The organism is Streptomyces candidus (assembly GCF_014207445.1).
In the GTDB taxonomy this organism is placed as follows: domain Bacteria; phylum Actinomycetota; class Actinomycetes; order Streptomycetales; family Streptomycetaceae; genus Streptomyces; species Streptomyces candidus.
Genome location: NZ_JACHEM010000002.1, coordinates 408,557 through 433,459 on the forward strand (window position 1 = coordinate 408,557; position 24,903 = coordinate 433,459).

General features: G+C 72.6%; 24 protein-coding genes. 8 read left to right on the forward strand and 16 right to left on the reverse strand.

The window, feature by feature from the left end; all coding sequences use genetic code 11:
- Window positions 1–46: 46 nt before the first annotated feature.
- Window positions 47–1,411 (forward strand): nucleobase:cation symporter-2 family protein, encoded by a 1,365-nt coding sequence (locus HNQ79_RS04790; RefSeq protein ID WP_185027667.1) that lies wholly within the window; start codon window positions 47–49, stop codon window positions 1,409–1,411.
- Window positions 1,412–1,706: 295 nt separating this feature from the next.
- Entirely contained in the window at window positions 1,707–2,387 is a 681-nt protein-coding gene (locus HNQ79_RS04795; protein WP_185027209.1) for an alpha/beta fold hydrolase, read from the forward strand.
- On the opposite strand, the gene HNQ79_RS04800 is transcribed toward HNQ79_RS04795, so the two are convergent.
- Window positions 2,377–3,210: a MerR family transcriptional regulator gene (locus HNQ79_RS04800; RefSeq protein WP_229923202.1), complete on the reverse strand. Its 834-nt coding sequence runs from the start codon at window positions 3,208–3,210 to the stop codon at window positions 2,377–2,379. The genes HNQ79_RS04795 and HNQ79_RS04800 overlap by 11 nt on opposite strands.
- A 40-nt stretch (window positions 3,211–3,250) precedes the next feature.
- On the opposite strand from HNQ79_RS04800, the gene HNQ79_RS04805 reads away from it, so the two are divergent.
- From HNQ79_RS04805 to HNQ79_RS04815, 3 genes are all read left to right on the forward strand, one after another.
- Window positions 3,251–3,733, forward strand: coding sequence for a DUF6194 family protein (locus HNQ79_RS04805; protein ID WP_221507331.1), 483 nt, complete (start codon window positions 3,251–3,253; stop codon window positions 3,731–3,733).
- 182 nt (window positions 3,734–3,915) lie between these two features.
- Window positions 3,916–4,923: a fibronectin type III domain-containing protein gene (locus HNQ79_RS04810; protein WP_185027213.1), complete on the forward strand. Its 1,008-nt coding sequence runs from the start codon at window positions 3,916–3,918 to the stop codon at window positions 4,921–4,923.
- A 163-nt stretch (window positions 4,924–5,086) separates the two neighbouring features.
- Complete coding sequence (locus HNQ79_RS04815; RefSeq protein ID WP_185027215.1) at window positions 5,087–5,476, forward strand: hypothetical protein; 390 nt, start codon at window positions 5,087–5,089, stop codon at window positions 5,474–5,476.
- A 148-nt stretch (window positions 5,477–5,624) separates the two neighbouring features.
- Here the strand turns inward: HNQ79_RS04815 and HNQ79_RS04820 are convergent, their stop codons facing one another.
- The 9 genes from HNQ79_RS04820 to pgfA all read right to left on the reverse strand — a co-directional run bounded on the left by HNQ79_RS04820 (window position 5,625) and on the right by pgfA (window position 17,222).
- Window positions 5,625–6,176, reverse strand: coding sequence for a hypothetical protein (locus HNQ79_RS04820; RefSeq protein ID WP_185027217.1), 552 nt, complete (start codon window positions 6,174–6,176; stop codon window positions 5,625–5,627).
- A gap of 81 nt (window positions 6,177–6,257) precedes the next feature.
- The gene (locus tag HNQ79_RS04825) at window positions 6,258–6,461 is read right to left on the reverse strand and encodes a Trm112 family protein (protein WP_185027219.1); all 204 of its coding nucleotides are present in this window, start codon (window positions 6,459–6,461) and stop codon (window positions 6,258–6,260) included.
- On the reverse strand, window positions 6,458–7,486 hold the full coding sequence (locus tag HNQ79_RS04830; RefSeq protein WP_229923201.1) for a hypothetical protein: 1,029 nt from the start codon (window positions 7,484–7,486) through the stop codon (window positions 6,458–6,460). Before HNQ79_RS04830 ends, HNQ79_RS04825 begins: the two co-directional genes overlap by 4 nt.
- Window positions 7,486–8,325, reverse strand: coding sequence for a class I SAM-dependent methyltransferase (locus HNQ79_RS04835; RefSeq protein ID WP_185027221.1), 840 nt, complete (start codon window positions 8,323–8,325; stop codon window positions 7,486–7,488). The genes HNQ79_RS04830 and HNQ79_RS04835 overlap by 1 nt, the downstream gene beginning before the upstream one ends.
- Window positions 8,322–9,617: a condensation protein gene (locus HNQ79_RS04840; protein ID WP_185027223.1), complete on the reverse strand. Its 1,296-nt coding sequence runs from the start codon at window positions 9,615–9,617 to the stop codon at window positions 8,322–8,324. Before HNQ79_RS04840 ends, HNQ79_RS04835 begins: the two co-directional genes overlap by 4 nt.
- Before the next feature lie 312 nt (window positions 9,618–9,929).
- Window positions 9,930–14,090 (reverse strand): alpha-(1->3)-arabinofuranosyltransferase domain-containing protein, encoded by a 4,161-nt coding sequence (locus HNQ79_RS04845; protein ID WP_185027225.1) that lies wholly within the window; start codon window positions 14,088–14,090, stop codon window positions 9,930–9,932.
- On the reverse strand, window positions 14,087–14,848 hold the full coding sequence (locus tag HNQ79_RS04850; protein ID WP_185027228.1) for a class I SAM-dependent methyltransferase: 762 nt from the start codon (window positions 14,846–14,848) through the stop codon (window positions 14,087–14,089). Before HNQ79_RS04850 ends, HNQ79_RS04845 begins: the two co-directional genes overlap by 4 nt.
- Window positions 14,845–16,080, reverse strand: a complete 1,236-nt coding sequence (locus HNQ79_RS04855) for a glycosyltransferase family 4 protein (RefSeq protein WP_185027230.1) — start codon at window positions 16,078–16,080, stop codon at window positions 14,845–14,847. Before HNQ79_RS04855 ends, HNQ79_RS04850 begins: the two co-directional genes overlap by 4 nt.
- A 188-nt stretch (window positions 16,081–16,268) precedes the next feature.
- The gene (gene pgfA, locus HNQ79_RS04860; protein ID WP_185027232.1) at window positions 16,269–17,222 is read right to left on the reverse strand and encodes a cell envelope lipid trafficking protein PgfA; all 954 of its coding nucleotides are present in this window, start codon (window positions 17,220–17,222) and stop codon (window positions 16,269–16,271) included.
- Between the two features lie 184 nt (window positions 17,223–17,406).
- Here pgfA and HNQ79_RS04865 point away from each other — a divergent pair, with 184 nt between their 5' ends.
- Both HNQ79_RS04865 and HNQ79_RS04870 read left to right on the forward strand, forming a co-directional pair.
- A complete protein-coding gene (locus tag HNQ79_RS04865) occupies window positions 17,407–17,547 on the forward strand; it encodes a hypothetical protein (RefSeq protein WP_185027729.1) in 141 nt (46 codons plus the stop codon).
- Complete coding sequence (locus HNQ79_RS04870) at window positions 17,544–18,824, forward strand: PucR family transcriptional regulator (RefSeq protein ID WP_185027234.1); 1,281 nt, start codon at window positions 17,544–17,546, stop codon at window positions 18,822–18,824. The genes HNQ79_RS04865 and HNQ79_RS04870 overlap by 4 nt, the downstream gene beginning before the upstream one ends.
- 346 nt (window positions 18,825–19,170) lie before the next feature.
- Here HNQ79_RS04870 and aceB read toward each other — a convergent pair whose 3' ends face one another.
- The 3 genes from aceB to HNQ79_RS04885 all read right to left on the reverse strand — a co-directional run bounded on the left by aceB (window position 19,171) and on the right by HNQ79_RS04885 (window position 22,001).
- The gene (aceB, locus tag HNQ79_RS04875; RefSeq protein WP_185027236.1) at window positions 19,171–20,796 is read right to left on the reverse strand and encodes a malate synthase A; all 1,626 of its coding nucleotides are present in this window, start codon (window positions 20,794–20,796) and stop codon (window positions 19,171–19,173) included.
- Between the two features lie 233 nt (window positions 20,797–21,029).
- Window positions 21,030–21,710 (reverse strand): nucleotidyltransferase family protein, encoded by a 681-nt coding sequence (locus HNQ79_RS04880; RefSeq protein ID WP_185027238.1) that lies wholly within the window; start codon window positions 21,708–21,710, stop codon window positions 21,030–21,032.
- A gap of 105 nt (window positions 21,711–21,815) precedes the next feature.
- Window positions 21,816–22,001: a hypothetical protein gene (locus HNQ79_RS04885; RefSeq protein ID WP_185027240.1), complete on the reverse strand. Its 186-nt coding sequence runs from the start codon at window positions 21,999–22,001 to the stop codon at window positions 21,816–21,818.
- A 279-nt stretch (window positions 22,002–22,280) separates the two neighbouring features.
- Between HNQ79_RS04885 and HNQ79_RS04890 the strand changes: the two genes are divergently transcribed.
- Complete coding sequence (locus HNQ79_RS04890; RefSeq protein ID WP_185027242.1) at window positions 22,281–22,682, forward strand: DUF5955 family protein; 402 nt, start codon at window positions 22,281–22,283, stop codon at window positions 22,680–22,682.
- Here HNQ79_RS04890 and HNQ79_RS04895 read toward each other — a convergent pair.
- From HNQ79_RS04895 to HNQ79_RS04905, 3 genes are read right to left on the reverse strand one after another with little or no spacing between them, the layout of a single operon-like run.
- The gene (locus tag HNQ79_RS04895; protein WP_185027244.1) at window positions 22,679–22,993 is read right to left on the reverse strand and encodes a hypothetical protein; all 315 of its coding nucleotides are present in this window, start codon (window positions 22,991–22,993) and stop codon (window positions 22,679–22,681) included. The two genes, HNQ79_RS04890 and HNQ79_RS04895, sit on opposite strands and share 4 nt — an antisense overlap.
- Before the next feature lie 16 nt (window positions 22,994–23,009).
- Window positions 23,010–23,648 (reverse strand): response regulator, encoded by a 639-nt coding sequence (locus tag HNQ79_RS04900; RefSeq protein ID WP_185027245.1) that lies wholly within the window; start codon window positions 23,646–23,648, stop codon window positions 23,010–23,012.
- Window positions 23,645–24,901, reverse strand: coding sequence for a sensor histidine kinase (locus HNQ79_RS04905; RefSeq protein WP_185027247.1), 1,257 nt, complete (start codon window positions 24,899–24,901; stop codon window positions 23,645–23,647). The genes HNQ79_RS04900 and HNQ79_RS04905 overlap by 4 nt, the downstream gene beginning before the upstream one ends.
- Between the last annotated feature and the right edge of the window lie 2 nt (window positions 24,902–24,903).

Here is a 24,903-nt window from a genome sequence, read left to right on the forward strand (position 1 = left end):
CGCCGAGGAGAAAACGTCCCTCACGAAGCACCCGGTCGATCAGGGAATGCCTCCCCTGAAGCTCGCCACGACCGGCCTCCAGCATGTCGCCGCCATGTACGCCGGCGTCGTCGCCCCACCCCTGATCGTCGGCGCGGCCGTCGGCCTGTCCGGCAAGGAACTCACCTTCCTCACCGGCGCCAGCCTCTTCATGGCCGGACTCGCCACCCTCCTCCAGACGCTCGGCGTCTGGAACATCGGCGCCCGCCTCCCCTTCGTCAACGGCGTGACCTTCGCCGGAGTCGCCCCGATGCTCGCGATCGCGGGCGGCCAGTCCAAGGAGGACGCGCTCCCGGTCATCTTCGGCGCGATCATCGTGGCGGGAGCGATCGGCTTCGTCGCCGCGCCGTTCTTCTCCAAGATGGTCCGCTTCTTCCCGCCGGTGGTCACCGGCACGGTCATCACCCTGATCGGCGTCTCGCTCCTGCCCGTCGCCTTCGGCTGGGCCCAGGGCCCCGACCCCAAGGCGGCGGACTACGGCTCGACGACCTTCCTCGGCCTGGCCGGCATCACCCTGGTGATCGTCCTGCTGCTGCGCCGCTTCACCCGGGGCTTCGTCAAGCAGATCGCCGTACTCCTCGGCCTCGTCATCGGCACGCTCATCGCCATCCCGTTCGGCGCCACCGACTTCTCGCCGGTCACCGAGGCGAGCATCGTCGGCTTCCCGACGCCGTTCCACTTCGGCGCACCGCAGTTCGTGGCCGCCGCGATCATCTCGATGTGCGTGGTCATGCTCGTCTCGATGACCGAGTCGACGGCCGACATGCTGGCCCTCGGTGAGATCGTCGACCGCCCCGCCGACGAGAAGACCATCGCGGCCGGCCTGCGCGCCGACGCCCTCGGCTCCGCCGTCAGCCCCCTGTTCAACGGCTTCATGTGCAGCGCCTTCGCCCAGAACATCGGCCTGGTCGCGATGACCAAGATCCGCAGCCGGTTCGTCGTCGCGGCGGGCGGCGGCTTCCTCATCCTGATGGGCCTGTGCCCGATAGCCGCCTCGCTGATCGCGGTCGTCCCGCGTCCGGTGCTCGGCGGAGCGGGCATCGTGCTCTTCGGCTCGGTCGCGGCCAGCGGCATCCAGACCCTCGTCAAGGCGGGCCTGGAGAAGGACAACAACGTGCTGATCGTCGCCGTCTCCCTCGCGGTCGGCATCATCCCGATCGCCGCGCCGACCTTCTACCACCACTTCCCGGAGACTGCGAAGATCATCCTGGACTCGGGAATCTCCACCGGCTGCCTCGCGGCCGTCGTCCTCAACCTCGTCTTCAACCACATCGGCAAGCGCGCCGACGACGACGAGGTGACGGCCCCGATGGAGCCCGGCGAGGAAATGACCCACCGGGGCGGCAAGACGGTGGGGGTGGTCACGCACTGACATCACGTCACCTCGGCTGTCACGTCACGGTGTCCGTGCGGCAATTCCGTACGGACACCGCGCGACGAGGGTGCGTCGGCCGATGCGGTGCGGACCGCCGTACACGTTCCGCGGGGGACGCGGCCGGGATCCGCTCACGTACGTACACCCGGCGGCGGACGTCGAGCGGACGCCGGTCGCCTCCGCATCCACCTCCGCGCTCGTGCGACCCGCCGGTGCCGCCTGCCCCACCCCACGTACACCGCACGTCACCCGACGACTCCGGCACCGCGGGCATCCCTGTACCGTCGGAGTCATGGAAGATCACTCCGTCGTCGACGTGGGCGACGTACGCATGGCGTACCGCTCCTGGGGCGACCAGCACGGCAACCCGGTAATCCTGCTGCACGGAATCGGCAGCTCCGCCGCGAGCTGGGAGAAGGTCGGGCAGGCGCTCGGCGAGGAGTGGCGGGTGCACGCACTGGACCTGCGCGGCCACGGCGAGAGCGACTGGCCGGACGAGTACGACCTCGAACTGATGCGGGACGACGTACTGGGCTTCATCGAAGAGGCCAAGATCGACCGGGCCGGCCTGGTCGGCCACGGTATGGGCGGCGTCGTCGCGTACCTGCTGGCCCAGGAGTACCCGGACCGGGTGGAGCGCCTGGTGCTGGAGGAGACACCGGCGCCCTTCGCGGGAGCGCAGGACATCCGTCCGGCGGACGGCCCGGTCGACTACGACGAGAACGCGCTCCCCGAGATCGGGGCCCAGCTCGCGGACCCGCCGGAGGAATGGCTGGAGCGCCTCGGTGAGATCGTCGCCCCGACCCTGATCATCACCGGTGGCCCGGACAGCGAGATGGACCAGTCCGACCTCCCGGAGATGGCGGACCGCATCCCGGACTGCGCCCAGATCACCCTTCCCGGCGGCCACCGCATCCACCAGCTCCACCCGCAGCAGTTCGCGGACAAGGTGAGCGACTTCTTCACCAGCTGAGAGGCACCGGGGCCTCCTTCGTTTCTGGGACGCCTCCAGCCCAGGAACGCGGGGCCGGCGTGGCGTCGTCCGCCGGAAGGACCGGGCTCTGCACCGTTCGGTGGACCGCATCGGCGCGGTGGGCCACCACCGCCGCGAGGTCCGAGCCCGCCCGGAGTAGAGCCACCGTGCGCTCCGCGATCCGGTCGAGGCGCTCCCGCAGGACACGGGAGGTCGCGTCGGGTCCGCCGCTCTGCCGGAGGGTGCTCAGGATCTCGCGCACGGCGGGGATCCCGTGACCGGCGCCCCGCAGGGCCACCACGATCCGGGCCGCTGCGATCGCGCCGGACCCGTACCGGCGGGCGCGCAGCGAGGTCACCCGCGCGGGAGTCAGGAGGCCCTCGTCCTCCCAGAAGCGCAAGGTCGAGGTCCGTACGCCGAGGGCCTCCGCGAGTTCCGTGATCGTCATGGCGTCGCCCCCGTGATCCGGCGGATCGTCGCCGGCCTCGTCGCCGATCGTCCGCAGGGCCTGCTGGGCGCGCAGCACCTCCTCGCGTTCCCGCGCGAGGCGGACATGGGCGGCGCCGACCGCGGCGGCCGCGTCCGCGAGCGTCCCCGTACCCAGCTCGACCAGCAGCCGACGGGCGTCGACGGGGCCCATGGCGCGCGCGAGCCCCCGGTAGGCGTGCAGCGCCCGCACGTGAACGGCCGCGTAGCCGCGGTACCCGTTGGCCGACCTGGCGGCGGGCGGCAGAACGCCCAGCCGTTCCAGATCGCGTACCTGCTGCACCGAGTACCCCGACGCGCGGGCCACGTCGGAGGTACGGAGGGAACGCTCGGACACGGTAAACCCCACAGAAGCACTTGAAGCCGAGACTTGAACCATGAGTATCGAACACCTCCTCGCCACCGTGCGCGCGCTCCCCGACGTTCTGGTGGTCACCCCGCAGCCCGGCAGCGACTTCCCCGAACCCACGTGGGGCGACTCGTACGTCTACTACGCGCCCGACGGCCGCATCCCCGGGCGCACCCAGCCCTACGCGACGATCGTCACCAGCGATCACCCGGGGGACAGTGCGTCCGCCCTCGGCGCGGCCGGCCGCCGACGGGTGAACGTGCAGGTCGACCGCGCGGCGTTCCATGCCCTCACCGGAGAGGACCCGCGCGGCCCCGGCCGCCCCCGCGACCACACCGCCCCCGACGTCGTTCTGCCGCACCCGGTGTACGGGGCGCAGAGCTGGATCTGCGTCGTCAACCCCGGGGAGCGGACATCGGACACGCTCGTACGGCTGCTGCGCGAGGCCCACGAGGCCGCGCGTGCACGGTACGAGCGGCGTCACGGGGCGGGGGAGCGGCGGCCCGGCTGAGCCGTCGGCCTGCGGGGCAGTCGACGGGCGGGCGGGGGGTGAGCCGGGCCGGTGGGGAGTGGCGCGGGTGCGCGGGCGCAACCTGGAGCGCCCCCTGCCCAGTCCGGCCGTGCGCACCCCCTTGCCCGCGACAGCCGACCATGGCATACAGGTCTGGACCATTGTCTCTGTCCTCCCCACGGATGAGAGGTCCTGCCGTGCAACGCCCCACCGTTCGCACCGTGTTGGCCTGTGCCCTGCTGCTGCCCCTGCTCGCGACGGCCGCATGCGGCGGTGGAAAGGAGGCCCAGCCGCCGCGCGACACCACGCGGCCCGCGGCCCCCGCCGGAGTCACCGCCCAGTCTGGCAGCGCCACCTCCGTCCACGTCATGTGGAGCCCGGCCACGGACGACCGAGGCGTGACGGGCTACGAGGTCTACGCGAAGGGCCGGAAGGTCAGGGCGGTCGCCGCGACCACGACCATGGTCGACGTCGACCGCCTCACCCCCTCCCACACGTACGACTTCACCGTCCGGGCCAAGGACGCCGCCGGCAACCTCTCCGCGCCGAGCGCCGTCGTCACGGCGAGGACCCGGGCTTCCGCCCCCGACGACCGCACACCGCCGACCGCCCCCACCGGACTGCGGGGCACCGTGACCGGCGGGACGGCGGTCACCCTGTCCTGGGGTGCCGCCACGGACACGGGCGGCGCCGTCACCGCCTACGACGTCTACCAGGAGGACTCGCGCATCCACAGCGCCCCCGGCACCGAGACCACCACCCGGGTCGACGGGCTGCGGCCCGGCACGGTCTACACCTTCACCGTGCGTGCCCGTGACGCCGCCGAGAACTCCTCCCCGGACAGCAACTCCCTCGACCTGACGACCCCTTCGGGCGCGGGACGCGGACCCTCCACCGCCCCCACCGGCCTGACGGTCACCGCCGGGACGGAAGGAGGTGCGCGCACCCTCGTACTGCGCTGGACCCCACCCCGCACCGGGGGCGAGGTGAAGGAGCACCAGCTCCATCTGAACGGCAGGTTCGCGACGACGATCGTGTGGGGAGCGCCCCCGCCGCCCGGCCCGGTGAGTTACACGCTCACCGTCGCCGAGCCGCCCGGCACCCGCTACCGCGTCGCGCTGCGCGCGAAGCTGCCGGACGGGAAGTGGGGGGACTTCTCGGCGGTGCGGACGGTCACCACGTCCCGCTGACGGCTGTGCGGTGTTGGCCGGCGGACGCGCGGGCCGCTCCCGGCGGACGTTTCCCGGTGTTGCCCCTGCACACGGGCAACGAGGAAACAGGGTGCGACGGCGGTGGGCCGGTGCAAGGTCTTCGGTACCGAGCATCCGTCGAAAGAGCCCAGGGAGAACCGTCATGACCCACCGCATCCGCATGGCCGCGGCCACCGTCGCCGCAGGACTCGTCCCCACCGCCACCGGCCTCGGCACGGCCGCCCAGGCCGACGCCCCGCACACGCCCGCCGCATCGAAGGGACAGGCCGCCGCCCCCTGCTGGCACAGCAGCGGCAAGTGGTGGTGCAACAACAAGCGCGGCGCGGCGGTCTGGGCCGCGGACAGCGTCACGATCGTCGGCTACATGCACTCCAACCCGTCCTGGTTCACCTGCCGCCTGGACGCCGATCCCACGGGCGGCGGCGGCCCGCACCCCAACCGCTGGCTGCTCACCAAGGCGGACAACGGGCGGGTGGGCTGGATGAAGGACAGCGACGTCTACAGCGAGACGGACCCCGTACGACCGTGCTGAGTCCCTGAGCCCCGGAGCACCTGAGTCCGAGGGGCTGAGCTGGGCGGGAGGCGGCGGAGCCGGGCGGGGGCAGCGCGCGGGCGATGCCGTCCCCGCCCGGTGCGGCGGGCAGTGCTCGCAGGGAACGCGTCCCCGCCCGGTGCGGGGGTCACGGGGCGGCGGTCGGCGGCACCCCCTCCAGCGTCGCCAGCACTTCCGTCGCCCGGTCGCCCAGTTCGCCGCCGGCCCGGCCCGCGCGGGACGTCAGGTAGCCGTCCCGGCGGGCCTTCTTGAGGTGGTCCTTCACGGTCTCGGAGCGGCGGTCGAGGTGCTCGGCGAGCCAGGGCACCGGGGCCTGCACCCCCTTGTTCGTGAGGTCGCGGTAGGTCAGGCACAGCACCGAGAGGTACCGGGGCGAGACGCCCTCGTCCGCCAGCAGGCGGGCCGCGAGACGGGCCAGGTCGAGGAGCCGGCCCCGTTCGGCCTGCCAGGGCGGCGTCGTCGGCGCCAGTTCCCTGGCCCGTTCCACCGCTCCCGCGAGGTCGAGCCGGCGCAGCACCGTGGTGGAGATGCCGCGCGCGACGTCGCCCGGCGGGGCGTCCTCCTCCGCCTCGATGACGATCTTCTGCGGGCCGCCCGACACGGCGCCCTCCGGCCACCACATGGTGATCCGCCACGGACCCCTGAACTGACCGATTTCAAGTCCCTCTTCGATTCCCATCCGGGCAGCGTAGACGCAACCACCCTCCGTGTCACCCCCTGAGTGGTCAGAAGTGGGTGGACCGGGTCGGCCCCGGAGACCTCAGAGGTGTGCGGTGAGGCGTTGGTGTTCGGATGCGTCGACCTGCTCACCGGAGGAGGGGAGGAGCTGGGGGACGCCGTCGACGATGGGGTAGCGGCGCTGCAGACGCGGGTTGTAGAGGACGTCCCCGGTGGGCAGCAGCGTCAGGGGGCCCTTGTCGAGCGGGCAGGCGAGGATCTTGAGGAGCGGGTCGGCGGGGTTCATGGCTCACGTCCTTCGAGGGGAGGGGAGTTGACGAAAGGGATCTTGACGGTCGGCGGCACTTCGGGGAGGGGCTCTCGCGGCGGGAGCCCCCGGGGGGCTGCGGGGGCCGCAGGCTCGGCGGACGGCAGGGAGAGGAGTACGGCGACGGCCAGGGCGGCGCCCGCGATGCGCAGCGCCAGCCGGAGCGGGTCGTCCGGCAGGGACTCGCCGAAGGCGAGCGAGCCGAGAGAGGCGGTGTAGAGGCATGACGTCGTGGTGCAGACGGGGACGACGAGGGAGGCGCGGCAGCGTTGCAGCGCCGTCTGGGAGAGAACCAGACCGGTCGCTCCGGTGACGAGCAGGAGGTAGGGGTACGGGGACGACAGCAGGGCCACGACGGTGCCCGCGAGGTCGCTCAGGTCCAGGTGGGCGGAGACGCCCTTGATCGCGAGGGAGCTGACGCCGTAGACCAGCCCCACCGCGACCCCGTACGCCACCCCGCTGGAAGGCTTCTTGGGAGCCCGGTGGGTGCCGTGCGCCTTGCGGGGCCTCGCGGGCGGCGTGCGGGAGCCGCGCCGGTCGGCAGCCGCGTACACCCAGATGCCCGCACCGATCGACACCCCGCTGAGCAGCAGGATCAGCGGGGCCGGTGAGCTGGTGCCGATCGCGTCGGTGTGCGCGTCGAGGGACAGGACGACCATCAGCAGCGCCACCACGATCGCCGCCATCGCCCACCGCTCGCGGCCCGAGGTGCGCTCGCCCAGTGCCCGGGAGGACAGCAGCAGCAGGAGCACCAGGCCGGAGATGAACAGCGCCTGCGCGACGGCCATCGGCAGGGTGCGGTAGACGACCAGCTGGGCCACGAACCCCGCCGAGAGGGCCAGTGAGCCCCCGATCCACAGCGGGCTGCCCAGCAGCAGGCGCACCGCGCGTGCGGGGCGGTGGATGTCGAGGCCCGGCAGGCTGTTCAGGGCCCGCTTCTCCAGGACGAAACCGCCGCTGAAGAAGACGTTCGCGAACAGCGCCGCCGTCACCCCCCACCACATCACCGGCCTCCGCCCCCGGGCCCGTCGCCGGGGTCTTCGCGCTTGCGGGCGTGCACCAGCAGGATCGACGCGACCGAGGGCGCCGCGCACGCGAACCGGTCCAGTCGGCGCAACGGACGCGGCACCCCGTGGAAGGGTGCGCCCGCGACCCGTACGACGTCGAAGCCGGACGCGGTCAGGAACTCGCGGAGGGCGCGCGCGGTGTAGAGGCGCAGGTGGCCCACGACCTCCCGGCCGGGGCGCCCGTGGATGCCGCGCAGGCTCACCTCGGAGAACACCGGCTGCACGCCGGCGAGCAGGAGCGCCCGGTTGTACCAGGCCGCCAGGTTCGGGGTGGAGAGCATGAGGTGGCCGCCGGGAGCGAGCACCCGGCGGATCTCGTCGAGGGCGCTGTCCGGGTCGACGAGGTGCTCGATCACCTCACTGAAGAGAACGGCGTCCGCGGTCCCGTCGGCGAACGGCAGCCCACCGTCGGTGAGTTCGCCCCGGACGGCGGTCAGCTCGGCGGACCCTCCGGTGCCGGCGACCGCCGCGAAGGAGGCGTGTGCGCGGCGCAGCGCGTCCTGGGACCAGTCGACGCCGACGATGCGGTGCCCGCCGAGGAGGGGGGCGGCCGTGACGGCCGCCGTGCCGTCGCCGCAGCCGATGTCCAGGACCGTGGCGTGCTCGGTGCGGGGCGTCCCGGGCCTGCCCGGTGCGGGAGGGGTGCCGCGCAGGGCCGCGGCCAGCATCGCGGCCTGGCGGAGGCTGCGGGCGTCGCCGGACGCGACCGGCACGGCGGGGTTCTCGTAGAAGTCCCGCAGGTGCGGAGCGGGCTTTCGCGCTGTGCCGGTCGTCATACCGAACCGCCTGTCTCAGCAGTGGAGTCGAGGTGCTTTTCGAAGAGGTCGCGGAGGTGCTCGCCGTCCTGCGCGCCGAGGAGCGCGGTCGACCAGCGCAGCGCGAGATGCAGCCGTCCGTTGGTGCTGGCCGTGGTCACGGTCAGCCCGCGCGGCATTCGTGCGGGTGCGGAGAACCAGACGGCCGTGGCCCGTCCCGCCCCGTCGCCGAAGTCCAGCGGGTAGGGAACGCGCCCGATGTTGCTGAGGAGCGTGGTGGATGTCCACGGGGCGGCGGCCCGCCGGAGCCCGCGGGTGAGGGCCGCCCGTACGGTGACCGGCACGACTGGCGCCGTGAGGAGGGCGGCCCCGTGTCCGAGCTGGGGCCGGGAGAGGGCCTTGAGGGCGCGGGTGCGGTCGGCGGTACGCAGCAGGAGGGTGTGGGTGCTCTCCTGCAACTCAGCGTCGTTGTAGGGGACTTCCACCAGCCGTGTGCCGTTGCCGATGGGCATGTCCATCCCGCGTGACCGGTCGTCCACCGGCATCGTGATGCGCAGCGGGCGGGGCGGTGCGCCGTGCTCGCGGTTCCAGTCGGCGATCATGCGGGCGGTCGCCACCAGAAGCTGGTCGTTGACGGTGTACGGGGCGCCGCGCGGCCGTCGCGGAACCGGGAGGTCCGCGACGAGGAGCCCGTTGCCGCGGCCGTGCGCGCTGCCCGCTGCGACCCGGGCCACCGGGGCCCACCCCGGGGTGGGCGTCGGGTTCTGCGGATGCGCGTCGGGGCGGGGCGGGGCGGCGGCCGTCGCGGGCGAGTTGTCCCGGCCGCCGTACAGTTCGGCGGCGGTGGCCAGGATGCGCAGACACGCGGGGCCGTCCAGGGCGGTGTGGTTGACGACCAGGACGAGCACGTTGCCGATCGCCTCCAGCCGGATCGGCGGGGCCAGCGACAGCGCCGGCGCCTCGGCGAGCGCGCGCGCCCTGGCCCGGGGGAGGGCGTCGGGGCCGGGCGCGGGGAAGGTCACCACGTCGGCGGTGTCCGGGTGCGGGGTGAGCTCCCACTCGTACCGGCGGCGGTACCAGGGGCCGGACGCCTCGCGCATCAGGATGCGGGGGTGGCGGCGCAGCGCCTCCACGAACGCGGTGCGGAGCCGGTCGGGATCGGGCGCCCCGGGGAGGTGCACTTCTATGTGCACGGTCTCGGGCTCGTGCGGATCGAGACAGTGCCGGGTGATCTCGTCGACCACGGAGAAAGGGGTGCGGGGGGTGTCGGCGGGGTCGCGGCGCGGGCGGGTCGGGGGCTGCACTGTGGTCATGGTCCGATCTCCTTGGGACGGGGCAGTGGGGTGCTGGGGCGCGGGCGGGCCGGGTGGCCGGCCGGACACGGGGCCCGGCGGCCCCGCGTCCGCGCACCACGGACGGACCGGGAACACCGGCGGGCCCCCACGGGCCGCGGGACCGCACGCCGCAGCCCCCGGGGGCGCGGGACCACCCCCGGGGGCACGGGGCAGGCCCCCGTTCGAGCGGAGCCGGGAGTCCGGCGGGGGAGGCCGGGCAGCGGGCGCCGCCCCGTGGAGCGCCGCGCCCCTGCCCGTACGTCCCGCCCCCGGACCCCGGCCCGGCCCACTTCAGGCACCCTCGCCGGCCCCCTTCCGCCGTCGCCACACGTCGCCCGTCGTGACGACCGCCGCCACCACCGCCACCAGCGCCAGCACCTGCGCCGTCGGCCCGAAGGCGCCTGTTTCCGCCGCCACCGGCGACCCCGCGCCCCATGCCGCCGCGATCCCCGCGCCCGCCATGGCGAGCAGCGCGATCGGTGGCAGCAGAGTGTGCCGGAAGTGGGCCACCGCCGCCAGGGCGGGAACCAGCAGGGCCAGCGGTCCTGCGATCAGGACCATGACGACGGTGAGCGCGGCCAGGCCCAGTACCGGCCCCGGTGCGGGAGGCGCGGACACGGCGGGGGCGAGCGGTTCCGGCTCGCGGTCCCTGCGGGTCCACACCACCAGTCCGATCAGCGCGAGCAGGGCCACCCCGCCGCCGATCAGCCCGCCGACGTACCACGCGGCCGGCTCGAACTCCAGCTTCACGGTGCCGCCCTCGCCCTCCGGAACCAGCCAGCCCTGCTGCCAGCCGTCCAGGCGCACGGGGCTGAGCTCCTTGCCGTTGAGCGTCGCCGACCAGCCCGGGTTCTGGTTCTCGTACATCTGGAAGTACGAGGCCTGCCCGGCCCCGACCCGCACCGTACGGGAGTCCCCGGACCAGTCGTTGACGGTCAGCTCCCGGGTGGCCGCCGACGGCTGCGGGGCCTCCGCGCCACGCCTCAGCGTGATGTCCGTGATCGCCAGCGGGCCGACGTCGCCCGCCTCCACCCGGTGCGTGCCCGGCGACAACTGGGCCGTGCCGTTCGCCTGTTCGCCGGCGCACAGCGACACGTCGATCGGGCGGCGTTCCGTCAGGTCACGGAGCTGGCCGCGCGCGCTCGTCGCGTGCAGAGTTCCGTCGATGGACAGGATCGGGCCCTGACCACACGGCAGCGAGAACGTGCGGTCCGGTTTCGGCTGCGGCACGCGGTAGTCGTCCAGGGCCGGGACGTACACCTCGCTCAGACCGACCGGAAGCTGCAACTCGCCCTCGGCGACCGGGTTGTGGATGGTCAGCGGTGCCACCTGGGTGATGGTGATGTCGAGCCGGTCGGTGTTGATCGGCTCGAACCGGGCCAGACCGTTCTGGTCCACCGAAGCCGTGGCGGCCCCGTCCGGGGAGCTGATCTCGACCTGTTCGGGACGGGTGGACAGGCCGCCCGCCGCCGCGAACACGATCTCGCCCACCGGCCGCTTCTCCGGCCACCGCAGATGCAGGACGGACTTGCTGCCGGAGATCCACGAGGTCGTGAGATCGCCGTCGACGAGGTTGCGGGGCGACAGCGAGGTGCCCAGCTTCGCCGTCGAATCCGCCGTAGCGGTCAACATCCGCCGCTGGTCCGGTGCCTGACGGTAGAGCAGCTGGTCCAGAGCGTCGCCCGGGACCGGCAGCGCCGTCGCCTTCAGCGAGTACGCGCCCTCCTCCCGGATGGTGAACTGCCGGTGCAGACCCACCTCGGCCGACACCGGGGACAGACCGCCCGGGTCGCTGCCGCGGTGCAGCGACACCACGTCCGCGTCCTTGCCGATGTCCTCGGGAAGGGCGAGCAGCTTCGTCACCTGCACCCCGGGGATGTCGACGGCGGAGAAGCCCGCGCCCATCAGACCGGGCCGGCCCTGCTGCGCCTCGTCGATCGTGATGCGCAGCCAACTCGCTTGGCCCTCGGGCGCCTTGACGGACTGCGGCTGACCGTTCGGCTGCAGGGGGCTCGTCTCGCTCCCCCGGTCGGTCTCCACCCGCACCCGCGTCGGCGCGGCCCGCATCCCGTCCGACGGAAGCGGCGACACCCGGATCGTGGACGGCACCGGGGTGCGGGCGGCGAAGTCGATCCGCAGCCACTGGCCCACCGGCTCGGCCGCACTGCCCTCGGTCCACGCGGTGTCCGGATTGCCGTCGAAGGCGTTCACCGGGTCGTACTGCGGCAGGTGGAAGAGCCAGTTGCCGCTGCTGGACGCGGTCACCGACTTGGCACCCCGCAGCACGGCCTTCGTCTGGTGCTTGGCCCCCTGCGTCGGCAGGATCTGCCGAGGCTCGCGGCCGGGGTCCTGCACACTGCCGGACGGATTGCGGTCCGTCGCGCTGTAGGTGTACGAGGTGTTGGTGTTGACCAGGCCGAACCGGGTGTCGGCACGGCGCATCCCGTCACTGGACGCGAGCACCGCGGGGGAGTCCAGCCCGGGGGAGTTGTCCCCCGCGAGGACCGCGGGCCGGTTGCGCATCGACGGGTCCTGCGACAGCTGCAGCAGCGACTCCGGGCCGCCGCTCACCACCGCGGTGTCCGACACCGGCTTCAGCGCCGCCCGCCCCGGCTCCGGGGTGCCGGACGGCGGCTCGTACACCTCCACCGCCTGCTGCCTGGGGTACAGGCCCTCGATCTGCACCGGGGTGTCGTCGGGGATGCGGCCGCCGGTCATCACCGGGCCGAAGGCGGTGATCCTGCGGTAGCCGGAGGACTCCAGGGTGCGCTTGACGGTCTGCGGCGGCACGTACCCGATCTGGTCGGGGTCCAGGTCGTTGCGTACGACGACGTAGTGGATCCCGGACCGGTTCAGGTAGTCCGAAAGCCCCGGCACCTCGCTCCCGGAGAGCAGCGCCTGCTCCACGGCGTCCAGCGCGCGCCGGTTGCCCGGCGTGCCGAACGGGACGAAGTCCCGCTGTGCCCACGGCGATTCGGCGAGCACGTCGAGGGGCTGGTCGATGGTCGAGCCCCAGGTGTGGATGCCGTGCGCGGTCGCCGGAACGACCAGGGCGCGAGTGGCCGGGGAGTTGTCCTTGAGCCAGGCGGCCGTCCTCTCCCAGTGGTTGGGCAGCTTGCTGAAGGCACCGGGCTGGAGGATGCTGCCGTTCACGTACGGCAGCAGCAGCCCCGGCAGGACGAACAGAGCCGCGACGGCCGGCACGTACCGGCGGCCCGGAATCCTGCGGGCCCCGCGCCGCTCGGCCGCCACCGCGACCGCGTGGATCAGGCCGAGGACCAGGACGAGCGCCAGACCCGACTGGAACTTGTAGATGTTGCGGAACGGGACCAGCCAGCCGTTCAGCCAGTCCTGCACGGTGCCCGGGAACAGCGCGCCGAGCGAACCCCCGTACCCCGCGAGGGTGACGAGGACGACGGACACCACGACCAGCAGCATCCAGCGCCGCTCCGGCACGTCCCGTCGGGCGATGCCCGCCAGCCCGATCGCCGCCGCGCACGCCGAGCCGAGGATCGCCAGGACCGACGCGGCGACCGTCCAGCCGGCGGGCAGCCAGGCCTCACCGAAGTTCAGGTACGCCGTCCAGTTGCCCGCACCGCGCAGCAGCTCGGTCGCGGACATCGTGGCGGTGGTGGTCTCGGCCTGCTCCACGTACGGCATGAAGTTCTCGCCGTGGATGCCCAGCAGGAGCAGCGGGACCACCCACCACACGGTGGCGAGCAGCACGCCGGGCACCCACCACACGATCTGCGTGCGGCGGCGCGGACCGGCCGGCCGGCTCAGCAGGTACAGGGCCACCGGCAGCAGCGCGGCCAGCGTGGAGGCGGCGTTCACCCCGCCCATGCAGGGAATGAGGAGCGCCGAACGCAGCGCCGAACTCCGGGCGCTCAGCCGGGGGGTGGCCAACGGCAGCAGCACCCACGGCAGCAGGGCACCCGGCAGGGCCGCCGCCGACGTCGAGCCGATGACGATGGTGTACGTCGGCCACAGCGCGTACACCGCGGCGCCCAGCAGCCGGGTCGGCGACGTGCCGATGCCCAGCCGCTCCGCGAGCCGCAGCGCACCCCAGAACGCGACGGTCACCACGAGCGACAGCCAGAGCCGCTCGGCGAGCCACACCGGGATCTGGACGAGATCGGTGAGGGCGTAGTACGGCAGCATCGGGAAGGCGTAGCCCACGTACTGGTCGAAGATGCCGCCGAAACCGGCCCGCGAGTGCCACAACTCGCCCAGGTCCGCCATGAACTTGAACGGGTCGGCCGCCACCCCGAGCTTCGTCTCGAAGGTCATCTTCCCCGGCGACACCGCCAGGAACGCGACCAGCACCGCCGCCCAGAATCCGAACAGCCACTTCCGCGACCTGGGCCCGTCGTCACCACCGGGCCGGCGGCCGTCGGGGGGCGGGGCGGCGTGCGACGGTGGACGGGGTGGGGCGGGGAGTGTACTGGTCATGGGCACCGCCGGAGGATGAGGAGGAGATTCCAGGTGGTGAACTCGCGCAGCACCGGGATCTTGGGGGCGAGGGTCGGCAGCAGCGGCCAGTAGCGGGCCCGTGCCGACACCACGGACACGTCGGTGCGTGACCTGACCTGCCGCAGTGTCGTACCGATGTGGATCGGGAAGAGGTTCTCGCCGACGGTGTGTTTCGCCGGCCTGCCGGTGCGCCGCTCGTAGCGGCGGCGGGCCCGCTCGGCACCCAGATAGTGCCAGGGCGCCCACTCGTGGCCGCCCCACGGCGAGTACCAGTTGGTGAACGAGACGTAGATCAGCCCGCCGGGACGGGTCACCCGCACCATCTCGCTCAGGAAGGTCTGCGGATCGGCCACGTGCTCCAGGACGTTGGAGGAGAAGCAGACGTCGGCGACGCCGTCGGTGAGCGGCAGCAGATAGCCGTCCGCGACCACCGCGCCGGCGGTCGGCCTGCGCCCTCCGGCGGTCAGCTCCCGCGGGTCCGGCTCGAAGAGGTAGCTGTCCGCGCCGCGCCGCCGGAACTCCTCGGCGAAGTGTCCGCTGCCGCCACCGACGTCCACGACGACCCGGTCGCGGAGCGGGACGTAGCGCTCGACCTGGTCGGCGGCGTCCCTGGCGAGCAGCGAGTAGCAGTGGTCGGGGTCGTGCTGTTCACGCAGGAACGCGCGGAAGAGCGCGGCACTGCGGCGGAACGAGGGGTCCCTGAGAGGCCCGAGGGTGGTGGTGCGGTCGTTCTTCATCTCAGGACTGCCGCCTCTGCGGTGCTCGTCGCGCGAACCGTGCCCGAGACGGCTTCGGCCGCGACCGTACGGAACTGGCTCACCGTGCTCGACCAGCGGTAGCGCTCCGCCCGGACCGCCGCCGCCCTGCCCATCGCCTCGCGGCGCTCCGCGTTCAGCGTGAGCGCGCACCAGGCCGCGGCGAAGGAGCTCTCGCCGCGCGCCAGCACGCCCGTCACCCCGTCTTCGATCGAGTCCCGCAGTCCGGGTACGTCGAAACCGAGGGAGGGGGTGGCGCGGGTGGCCGCTTCGGTGACCACGAGACCCCACCCCTCGACAGCGGAAGGGTGCAGCAACAGCCATGCTTCGCTGAGGAGTTGGTGCTTCTCGGCCTCGGAGACGTATCCCTTGAAGATGACGTCGGGGCCCGCCATGGCCTCCAGCCGTGCGCGCTCGGGCCCGTCACCGACGATGACCAGCTTTCCGCCGGTCACCGGCCGCACCCGCTCCCACAGCCGCAGCAGCAGATCGATGCGCTTGTATTCGACGAGCCGGCCCATCGCCAGGAACACCGGCTCCGCCGAACGCGGCAGCCGTACGCCGGGGTCCTCGACCCCGTTGTGCACGACGCGGATGCGGCTGCGATCGACACCGAGGTCGCCGAGCGCGCTCGCCGTCGAGTCGGACACGGCGACCAGGAGGTTGTTGCGCTGGGCGGCGGACAGCGCCCAGTGTTCGAGGCGGCGGCCGATACCGGCGGCGGGGCCGGGAAAGCGCATGCCCCAGAGTTCGGTGTGCACGTGGTTGACCAGGCACAGCGTCGGACCCCGGTGCCAGAGCGGGGTCAGATAGGGCAGCCCGTTGCAGACCTCGACCATCAGGTCGCAGTCGCCGACCTGACGGGTGAAGGTGCTCCGGGCCTTCAGGAAGTGCCCGAGGTCGCTGCCCGCCGACACGACGCGGTAGTCGCGGTAGGCCGCGGGGCCCCCGCACAGGAGCGTCACCTGGTGGCCGAGCGCGGTGAGCCCCTGGGCGAGGCGGTCGACGAGGAGCTCCGATCCGCCGGCGGCCGGGTTGCCGAGGTCGCGGCGGGACAGAAAAACGATCCTGCGGGGTGGTACGAGAGGCTGCTCGTGGGCCTCGGGGCGGGTGGGCGACTGAACTTCCGGACCGGCCTGCTGGTGGGTCTCCTGGAGCCGCAGCGCCTGGAGGGGTTTCACAGCGTGCACGGTGGGGGGTACGTGCTGGGGCATCCGAGCTCCAACTCGTTTCGGGGTGCGGTACCTGGAGGAACGTACGAGTGCGAAAGGGTGCATGCGGTGGGGTGGATAGGTAGTTTTCGGCACGCTGTTCGACGCGGCTACTCACGTGGATGACAATTTCGGCACCGATATCCCCTGATGCCTCATCACAACGTGCAGTCGGTAAGCGAGCCGAGCGCCTACGGTGCTGTCCGCTCGCTGCGCCGCCCCCGTACGACGAACACCAGACCCGTCGCGGCGAGCACCAGACCGGCCGCCCCGCCGCCCATCGGCAGCGTCTCGCCGACCAGCCGCAGCTTGTCGCTGTCCGCCCCGGCCTGCCTCACCTGCGCACGCTGCGTGGCCTCGGTGAACTCCATCCGCTCGCTGTCCAGCAGCACCATGGAGTCCTTCTTCGATCCGGGCGCGCGGACGGTCTTGCGCGGGCCTATCGCGGCGTTCACGATGCGCCCGGACCGCTTGTCGACGACCAGCTCGATGCCGTGGTTGGCGTACCACTCCTCGGCGAGGACCTGCCCCCGCTTCGGCAGTCCGACCATGCGCCCGGGCACCATCCGGGTGCCCGTCCTGGTCGGCGGCACGCTGCCGGTGAAGCGGTAGCCCTCGTAGCCGTGGATCTTCTTCGTGCCGTCGAAGCGGAGGACGACGGTGGAACCGAGTGTGCCGTCCCACCAGCGGTACGAACGCTTCTCCACGTCGAAGGGGAACTTCAGGTACGCCTCGCCGTCAAAGACCGGCTGCTCCTTGCAGCAGTGCACCGGCTCGTTGGTGCGGCGGTCGGTGACCCAGCGCTCCAGCGTCCACTGCAGGGAGTCCGTGGTGTCGGCGGCCGGCAGCGTGCCCTCGTGGTCCACCGAGGTCGACACGTCCCAGACGGCCCGGCCGCTCTTCAGGCTGTCGGCCACGTCACCGCGCACCTGGCGCGTGATGGTGAGCGGTGCGCCCGTGACGGTCTTGAGGTCCTTGGTGTCGAAGTAGCTGCCGGTGCCCTCGAACACGGTCGTGGTGTCGATGTCGATCGGGTTGCTCTTTGCCCGTGGGCTTACGTACCAGGTCAGCAGGGGTGCCAGCACGAGCAGGAACACGCCGGTGCCCAGCAGGACGAGCGACAGAGGAGAAGCGGTGCGACGCATACGGGTGCTCCAGGAGGGCCGGGAGGGAGGGAAACGCGGAGTGGGTTTTCGTACACAGTGCGTATGGGCCGGGAACCGTAAGCGTGCTCTTGACGACTGTCAATCAGGTGATGACACTGTGGGCTAGCTGTCAGGCCGCCGGTGGGGACCAGCGTCAGAGAGGCCACCCGCCATGCCCAGACTCGTGTCAGCCCTACTGACTTCCCTCGTTGCCGCCGCGCTGGCGGTGGGGGCGGCGTTCGGCATCGTGGCACTGCTCAACGCCACCCCGGAACAGCCCAACGTGCCCCTGATCAGTTACGAGACGGGGACCCCGCGCAGATGACCGGAGTGGACACCGTTCCCGACCCGCCGCAGGTCCGCGAACCGCCCGAGACGTCCGCCTGGGCGGACGTACCCCGGCTCCAGGTAAGGCAGTTCGCCGACCTGGCGCTGGCCGAGGTGCCCGCGCTGGCCCGGCAGATCCTGGACGAGATCTGCCGCGAACACCCCCGGATGCCGCTGATCGTCGACGAACAGGGCGACCTCATGGCGCTCGTCGGCATCCGCCGGGCGCTGGAGGACTTCGTGCAGCACCTGGTGCGCCAGGACGGTCGCCGGCCCCACTTCCACCTGGAGGTCTTCCAGGAGTTCGGCCGGGGCGAGGGGCTGCACGGGCGGTCCCTGGACTCGCTCCAGGCGGTCTACCGGCTGGGCGTACGTCTGGCCTGGCGGCGGCTCGCGGAGATCGGCCAGCAGGTGAGCATCCCGCCGCCGGCCATGTACGAACTGGCCGAAGCGGGCTTCGCGTTTCTCGACGGGCTCGTGGACGAGTCGGTACGGGGCTATGCGGAGGCCGCGGCCCGGCAGGCCGGTGAACGTCTGCGACTGCAAAGAAAGCTGGCCCAGGCGATTCTGCGCGAGCGGGTCGCGGGTGCGGGAAGCGACCCGGCGGACCATCTCGCCGAGTTCGCCGCCCACGCGGCCCGGATCGGGTGGGCGCTGCCGGAGTGGGTCGGGGTGGGCGTACTGCTGAGGCCCTCCCGGGACAGCGTCGCCCCCGCGGTCGGGGACGACGTCCTGCTCGACATGGAGAGTGAACAGCCCCTGATGGTGGTGCCCGATCCGCTGCGGCCCGGCCGGCCCGAACAGCTGCGGCGGGCGACGACCGGATGGACCGGGGCGATGGGCCCCGCCGTCCCGCTCGCCGAGGCGGCCAAGTCGCTGCGATGGGCGACGGCCGCGGTCGGGCTCATGGAACGCGGACTGCTGCCCTCGGACGGGCTGCTGCACTGCACCGAGCACACCGAGGCGCTGGTGCTGCTGCCCCCGGAGGAATTGATCGGGGACCTGACGGCGAGGTGCCTGGCACCGCTGGCCGGCTGCGGGCGGACCCAGGGGAGACGACTGGCGGAGACCCTGCTCGCGTGGCTGGAGACGCGCGGCGGAGCGCCGGAGGTGGCTGCCCGGCTGGGAGTGCACCCGCAAACCGTGCGATACCGGATGCGGCAGATCCGGGAGCTGTGGGGCGAAGAGGTCGACGACCCGGACCGTCGCTTCGAACTGGAACTGGTCCTGCGGGCCCAGCGCCTACGCGGCGAACTGGCCGAACCGATCCGCTAGCCCCAGCACCGGCCCGCCGCCCCCCGTAGCCCCCCGGGCGGCGGGTCCGCACGCCCTCGCCCCCCGTAGCCCCCTTGGGCGGCGCCCGTAGTCCCCTTGGGTGGCGGGAACGCCCCCACCCCCGGTAGCCCCCTTGGGCGGCGGGGCCGCCCCCCGGGGGGCGGAACGGGCGGGCAAGGGGGCGGCCCCCGCCGGAGGTGCACCCCCCCGCCGTACGCCCCGCGACCACGGCGTACACACACGTCCCCCGGACGGCGCACCCCGCAGGCGCCGGCGCGACGACCGCTTCGTACGGGCCCCCGGGGCGGCCCCGCAACAACCCGTACGCCCCCCGGCAGCTCGCCCGCTACCCCACCAACCGCTCATACGCCGGCAGCGTCAAGAAGTCCGCGTAGTCCGAGTCCAGCGACACCGTCAGCAGCAGGTCGTGCGCCTCCTGCCACTTCCCGCTCGCAAACGCCTCCTCGCCCAACTCGGAGCGGATCGCCGCGAGTTCCTCGCCCGCGATCTTCCGGGCCAGTTCCGCCGTCGCCTTCTCGCCGTCCTCGAAGACGACGCCCGCGTTGATCCACTGCCAGATCTGGGAGCGGGAGATCTCGGCGGTGGCCGCGTCCTCCATCAGGTTGAAGATGGCGACCGCACCCAGCCCCCGCAGCCACGCCTCGATGTACCGGATGCCGACCTGGACGGCGGAGACCAGACCCCCGTACGTCGGCTTCGCGTCGAGCGAGTCGATGGCGATGAGGTCACCGGCGGCGACGGACACGTCCTCGCGCAGCCGCTCCTTCTGGTTGGGCTTCTCGCCGAGGACCGCGTCGAAGGAGGTCATGGCGATCGGGACCAGGTCCGGGTGGGCGACCCACGAGCCGTCGAAGCCGTCGGCGGCCTCGCGGTCCTTGTCCGCCTTGACCTTCTCGAAGGCCACCTTGTTGACCTCGGCGTCGCGCCGCGAGGGGATGAACGCGGCCATGCCGCCGATCGCGTGCGCGCCGCGCTTGTGGCAGGTGCGGACGAGGAGTTCGGTGTACGCCCGCATGAAGGGCGCCGTCATCGTCACCGCGTTGCGGTCCGGCAGGACGAACTTCGCGCCGCCGTCGCGGAAGTTCTTCACGATCGAGAAGAGGTAGTCCCACCGCCCGGCGTTCAGGCCCGCCGCGTGGTCACGGAGTTCGTAGAGGATCTCCTCCATCTCGTACGCCGCCGTGATCGTCTCGATCAGGACGGTGGCGCGGACGGTGCCCTGCGGGATGCCGACGTAGTCCTGGGCGAAGACGAAGATCTCGTTCCAGAGACGGGCTTCGAGGTGGGACTCGGTCTTCGGCAGGTAGAAGTACGGTCCCTTGCCGAGCTCGATGAGCCGCTTGGCGTTGTGGAAGAAGTAGAGGCCGAAGTCGACCAGCGCGCCGGGAACGCAGCCGCCGTCGGCGTCACGGAGGTGGCGCTCCTCCAGGTGCCAGCCGCGCGGCCGCATGACGACCGTCGCCAGCTCGGAGTCGTCCTTCAGTGCGTAGGACTTGCCGGACTTCGGGTCCGTGAAGTCGATGTTGCGGGTGTAGGCGTCGATCAGGTTGCGCTGGCCGAGGATCACGTTCTCCCAGGTGGGGGCGGACGCGTCCTCGAAGTCGGCGAGCCAGACCTTCGCGCCCGAGTTCAGGGCGTTGATGGTCATCTTCCGGTCGGTCGGACCGGTGATCTCCACGCGGCGGTCGTTCAGCGCGGCCGGGGCCGGGGCGACCTTCCAGGAGTCGTCCGCGCGGATCGCGGCCGTCTCGGGCAGGAAGTCCAGCGAGGAGGTACGGGCGATCTCGGCGCGGCGCTCACCGCGTCGGGCCAGCAGTTCGTTGCGGCGGGGGGTGAACCGCCGGTGCAGCTCGGCCACGAACGCGAGGGCCGCGTCGGTCAGAACCTCGTCCTGCCGGGGCAGGGGCTCGGCGTCGACGATGGCCAGCGGGGACGGCGCTGGTGCGGACATGAGCGGTCACTCCTTCGCGGGGCGGTGCCTTCGCGGCCGCCGGGCGGACGACACACGGCACGGAGTGCCGAGGGGGCCGAGGTACGGGCGCGGGCGCCGTTCAGTGTGGTTCGTACGATCAAGCGCTTCTGATCAGTGGATATTAGTTTCCTCATGGTGGAAGTTCAATGGTTTGTTGATGTCGAGATTCTTCGGGGCGACAGAAAGTGTCCCTGAGTGCCGCGCCGATCACGTCAGGTGGCCGCACGTGCTGCCGGCCCGCCCGCTCCGTCGAGTCGCGACAGGTCCTCGGGGAGATCGATGTCGTACGCCTCCGCCACATCGCCGCACTCGACGAGCGTGAGCGCGTCGGCGTGCTCCGTCAGATAGGCGCGTGCCCCGCGGTCGCCCACCGCACTCCTCGCGACGTCCGGCCACCGGTCCGAACCGAAGAGGACCGGGTGTCCGCGCTCGCCGTCGTACGCGGCGGCCGCCAGCCCCGTGCCGCTCGCGGCCAGTACCCGTGCCACCGCCGCCGCCCCGATCCCCGGCTGGTCCACGAGTGACACCAGCACCGCTCCGTATCGCCCGTCCCGGGGAAGCGCGGCGAGGCCCGCGCGCAGGGAGCTGCCCATTCCGTCCGCCCAGTGCGGGCTGTCCACCAGTACGCAGCCGTCCAGGTCGGCGTGGGCCCGTACCTCGTCCGAGGCCGCGCCCAGGACGACGTACACCCGCGAGCAGCCGCCCGCCCACAGCGCTCGTACCGCATGCTCCACCAGCGGCCGGCCGCGGTGCGTGAGCAGCGCCTTCGGCCGGCCCCCGAGACGGCGCCCGGCGCCGGCCGCGAGGAGGAGCCCCGCGGTGGACGCGGCGGGCGCTGTGCTCGGCGGGCGGGCCGGGTCGGGCGGGGGCGAGGTGTTCCGGGCGCGTGGCATGGTCCCTGGATACCTCGGATACGGCCGGTCGCACGTGACCGAGTGCTCCGGCGCGCTGGCCCGAGGCAGGGCTTCCGTGTCACCGCGGGGCACGGCCCGCGGCTGTCAGTCCTGGAACGAGCCGTCACCCCGACGTTGGTGACGCCGCAGCACATGACCGCACTGCGGGCAGTTCCGCAGGAACACCGGCTTGACGAGCCAGGACAGCGACACCGTGTAGAGCACGTTCCGCCCCGTGCGCCCCAGCAGGCTCTTCGTGCACGTACGGCAGTCACGGCAGCCGCTCGCCATGAGAACTCTCCTCCCCGTCGACACCGCACACCGTTGTGCGCGCTTCCTCTCCACCGTAGAAGCGCCGTGCCCGCAGGGGGCGCGGGAGCGGTGGGCCGTACCCGTACCGGACCAGGACCGCACCAGGGATGTGACGGGCCTGCGGTCAACCCCCGGGGCCGAATCACGGTCCGTTCGGTAGCGCACACGCGGCGAGAGCGTTAGCGTGCCCGTCGCCCCGGAACGTTCGACAGGGAGCGCACCGCGGCAGGGGCACGAAGACGTGCGAAGGGGAGAGCTTTGTTGCGAAGCGCTGAGGAGCGGTGCGTTCCGTGGAGCGGCGGCGAGCCGCGAGTCGCCGAGCTCCATACGGTCGTCGCACGTCTCCGCCGCGAACTGGCGGCATTACCGGCCGAGTTGCCGGACCGGGCGATAGCCGAGGACGAACTCGCCGGACTCGCCGCCATGCTCCTGGGCGGATTCCCAGAGGTGCCGCGGCTGCGCCGCTCGCTGCTGCTGATCGCGGGGGCCATCGGGTCGGTGAGCGCGCTGGCACCCGCGGTGGGGCGGGTGCGCGCCGCGGTCGACCGCTTCGACGACGACAACCGCCGCTACGACGGCCCGCCGGGTGACGGCCGAGTCCCCCGGGACCCGCGCGACGGCAGCAGCGACGGCCCGCCCACCCTGCCGGACCTCCCTTAGGCGGCCCGCTGCCAGTCCAGCTCCGCCACCTTCTCGACCTCGCCCCCGGAGAGCAGCGCGAACAGGCGCAGCACCTCCTCCTCGGCCACCTTGTCCAGGGAACCGGCCGCCGCCGTCTCGTCCTCGACGTTCTCCCACAGCAGCAGTCCGCCCGCGAACGCGCTCAGCGACCAGCCGCTCTCATGGGTCAGCGAGACGTCCGGGTTGTCCGTGTCGGTGGCGGCCAGTCCCTCCTGGACGAGCCTGCGGACCGTGTCGGCGTCCGGCTCGTCGACCGCGTTGCCGTGGACGTCGTACATGAAGTAGGTCATGGGGTTCTTCGGTTCCTTACCTTCGGATCAGCCTGCGGGCCGTCGCCGCCGCTACGGCGGACGTACGGGAGTCCACACCGAGTTTCGCGTAGATGTGCACCAGGTGTGACTTCACGGTGGCCTGGCTGAGGAACAGCGCCTTGCTGACCTGCTGGTTCGACAGGCCTTCGCCGACGAGCTGAAGCACCTCCAGCTCACGTTTGGTGAGGTTCCCGGCAGGGGTGCGCATCCGGTCCATCAGCCGGTGCGCGACGGCCGGCGCCAGCGCGGACTGCCCTGCCGCCGCCGTGCGCACCGCAGCCGCCAGCTCCTCCGGCGGGGCGTCCTTGAGCAGGTAGCCCGCGGCCCCCGACTCGACGGCCGCCAGGATGTCCGCGTCCGTGTCGTACGTGGTGAGAACCAGCACGTGTGGCGCGCCGGGGCGCCCCGTGATGGCGGCGGTCGCCTCCGAACCGTGCATCCGGCCGGGGCCGAACTGGAGGTCCATCAGGACGACGTCGATACCGCCGGCCGCCGCCAGCTCCACCGCGTGCTCCGCCGTCGCCGCCTCCGCCGCGACGACGAAGCCCGGCTCGGTGTCGAGCACGGCGCGCAGTCCCGCCCGTACCACCGGGTGGTCGTCGGCGAGCAGCAGCCGGATGGGGGCACTCGTCACGGGCGTGACTCCCGTCGTGGGGTGGCGTGGGCGGGCCGGGCCTCGGGCAGCGGCAACGGCAACGGCAGGGTGATCGCGACGGCGGTGCCCTGGCCCGGCGCGGACTCGACGCTCAGGGTGCCGCCGAGGGACCGTGCCCGGGAGCGCATGGCGGGAAGCCCGAAGCCGCCGTCCGAACCCGGCCGCCGTGGCGTGCGCCGCGGATCGAAGCCGATGCCGTCGTCGACGACGTCGAGCGAGACCGACGTCCCCATGAAGCTGAGCGTGATCTCCACCCGCCCGGCGCGCGCGTGCCGCACCGTGTTCGCCAGCGCCGACTGGGCGATACGCAACAGGGCCACCTCGTACGGGGTGGGCAGCTCGACCGGCGTCCCGCTCACCCCGAACTGGACGGCGGGGGCGCCGCTCGAGGGTGTGCACAGCCGCTCCAGGGCGGCGGCCAGCGAACCGTGCTCCAGACCGGGCGGGCTCAGCGCGCGGACGAAGCGTCGTGCCTCGGCCAGGTTGTCCTGCGCCGCCTCGCGCGCCTGCCGGATGTGCGCCAGCGCGGGGTCCGACTCCGGCAGCGCCCGTTCGGCGGCCCGCAGCAGGAGCTGGATGCTGGAGAGGCCCTGGGCGAGGGTGTCGTGGATCTCCCGGGCCAGCCGCTCCCGCTCGGCGAGGGTGCCGGCCGCCCGCTCGGCCCCCGCCAACTCGGCTCGGGTGGAGAGGAGTTCGTCGATCAGCTCGCGCCGTCTCTCGCTCTCCCGGTGCAGCGACTGATAGCCCAGCACGGTCGCCACGGCAACGGCGGCGCCGAGCAGCGGCCCTATGAACGTGCCGGGCGTGACCGCCTGTCCGTGAGCGACGAAGCCGGCGATCGCGGCGGCCGCGGTCACGGCGACGGCGGACAGCCCCCACCGCGTCGGCAGCAGATGCAACTGCAGGAAGTACAGCGGGAACGCCGTCCACAGCCCGTCCGGCGACACGGCGAGCAGTGCGAGCCAGGACGCCCCGAGCGCCGCCAGCCAGAGCGCGGCGGCGCGCCGCGACCGGCCGACCGCGGGACTCAGCACGCCGGCGGCGTACACCCCTCCCATCACGAGGGCCACCGCGACGACCGCGTACGCGTGCGTGCCTCCCGCGGCGACCGCCTTCACGGACGCGAGGGCGAGCAGCCCGGCGAGCAGCGCGTGCAGGCAGAGCCGGAGCACCCGCAGGACGGGGGTCAGCACGAGCGGGGCCGGGGTGGGTGCCGGTGGCAGCGGTTCCATGG

Coding starts and splice junctions, on each gene's coding strand:
- HNQ79_RS04790 (WP_185027667.1), top strand. CDS start 47: ATGCCTCCCCTGAAGCTCGCCACGACCGGCCTCCAGCATGTCGCCGCC.
- HNQ79_RS04795 (WP_185027209.1), top strand. CDS start 1,707: ATGGAAGATCACTCCGTCGTCGACGTGGGCGACGTACGCATGGCGTAC.
- HNQ79_RS04805 (WP_221507331.1), top strand. CDS start 3,251: ATGAGTATCGAACACCTCCTCGCCACCGTGCGCGCGCTCCCCGACGTT.
- HNQ79_RS04810 (WP_185027213.1), top strand. CDS start 3,916: ATGAGAGGTCCTGCCGTGCAACGCCCCACCGTTCGCACCGTGTTGGCC.
- HNQ79_RS04815 (WP_185027215.1), top strand. CDS start 5,087: ATGACCCACCGCATCCGCATGGCCGCGGCCACCGTCGCCGCAGGACTC.
- HNQ79_RS04820 (WP_185027217.1), bottom strand. CDS start 6,176: ATGGGAATCGAAGAGGGACTTGAAATCGGTCAGTTCAGGGGTCCGTGG.
- HNQ79_RS04825 (WP_185027219.1), bottom strand. CDS start 6,461: ATGAACCCCGCCGACCCGCTCCTCAAGATCCTCGCCTGCCCGCTCGAC.
- HNQ79_RS04830 (WP_229923201.1), bottom strand. CDS start 7,486: ATGTGGTGGGGGGTGACGGCGGCGCTGTTCGCGAACGTCTTCTTCAGC.
- HNQ79_RS04835 (WP_185027221.1), bottom strand. CDS start 8,325: ATGACGACCGGCACAGCGCGAAAGCCCGCTCCGCACCTGCGGGACTTC.
- HNQ79_RS04840 (WP_185027223.1), bottom strand. CDS start 9,617: ATGACCACAGTGCAGCCCCCGACCCGCCCGCGCCGCGACCCCGCCGAC.
- HNQ79_RS04845 (WP_185027225.1), bottom strand. CDS start 14,090: ATGACCAGTACACTCCCCGCCCCACCCCGTCCACCGTCGCACGCCGCC.
- HNQ79_RS04850 (WP_185027228.1), bottom strand. CDS start 14,848: ATGAAGAACGACCGCACCACCACCCTCGGGCCTCTCAGGGACCCCTCG.
- HNQ79_RS04855 (WP_185027230.1), bottom strand. CDS start 16,080: ATGCCCCAGCACGTACCCCCCACCGTGCACGCTGTGAAACCCCTCCAG.
- pgfA (WP_185027232.1), bottom strand. CDS start 17,222: ATGCGTCGCACCGCTTCTCCTCTGTCGCTCGTCCTGCTGGGCACCGGC.
- HNQ79_RS04870 (WP_185027234.1), top strand. CDS start 17,544: ATGACCGGAGTGGACACCGTTCCCGACCCGCCGCAGGTCCGCGAACCG.
- aceB (WP_185027236.1), bottom strand. CDS start 20,796: ATGTCCGCACCAGCGCCGTCCCCGCTGGCCATCGTCGACGCCGAGCCC.
- HNQ79_RS04880 (WP_185027238.1), bottom strand. CDS start 21,710: ATGCCACGCGCCCGGAACACCTCGCCCCCGCCCGACCCGGCCCGCCCG.
- HNQ79_RS04885 (WP_185027240.1), bottom strand. CDS start 22,001: ATGGCGAGCGGCTGCCGTGACTGCCGTACGTGCACGAAGAGCCTGCTG.
- HNQ79_RS04895 (WP_185027244.1), bottom strand. CDS start 22,993: ATGACCTACTTCATGTACGACGTCCACGGCAACGCGGTCGACGAGCCG.
- HNQ79_RS04905 (WP_185027247.1), bottom strand. CDS start 24,901: ATGGAACCGCTGCCACCGGCACCCACCCCGGCCCCGCTCGTGCTGACC.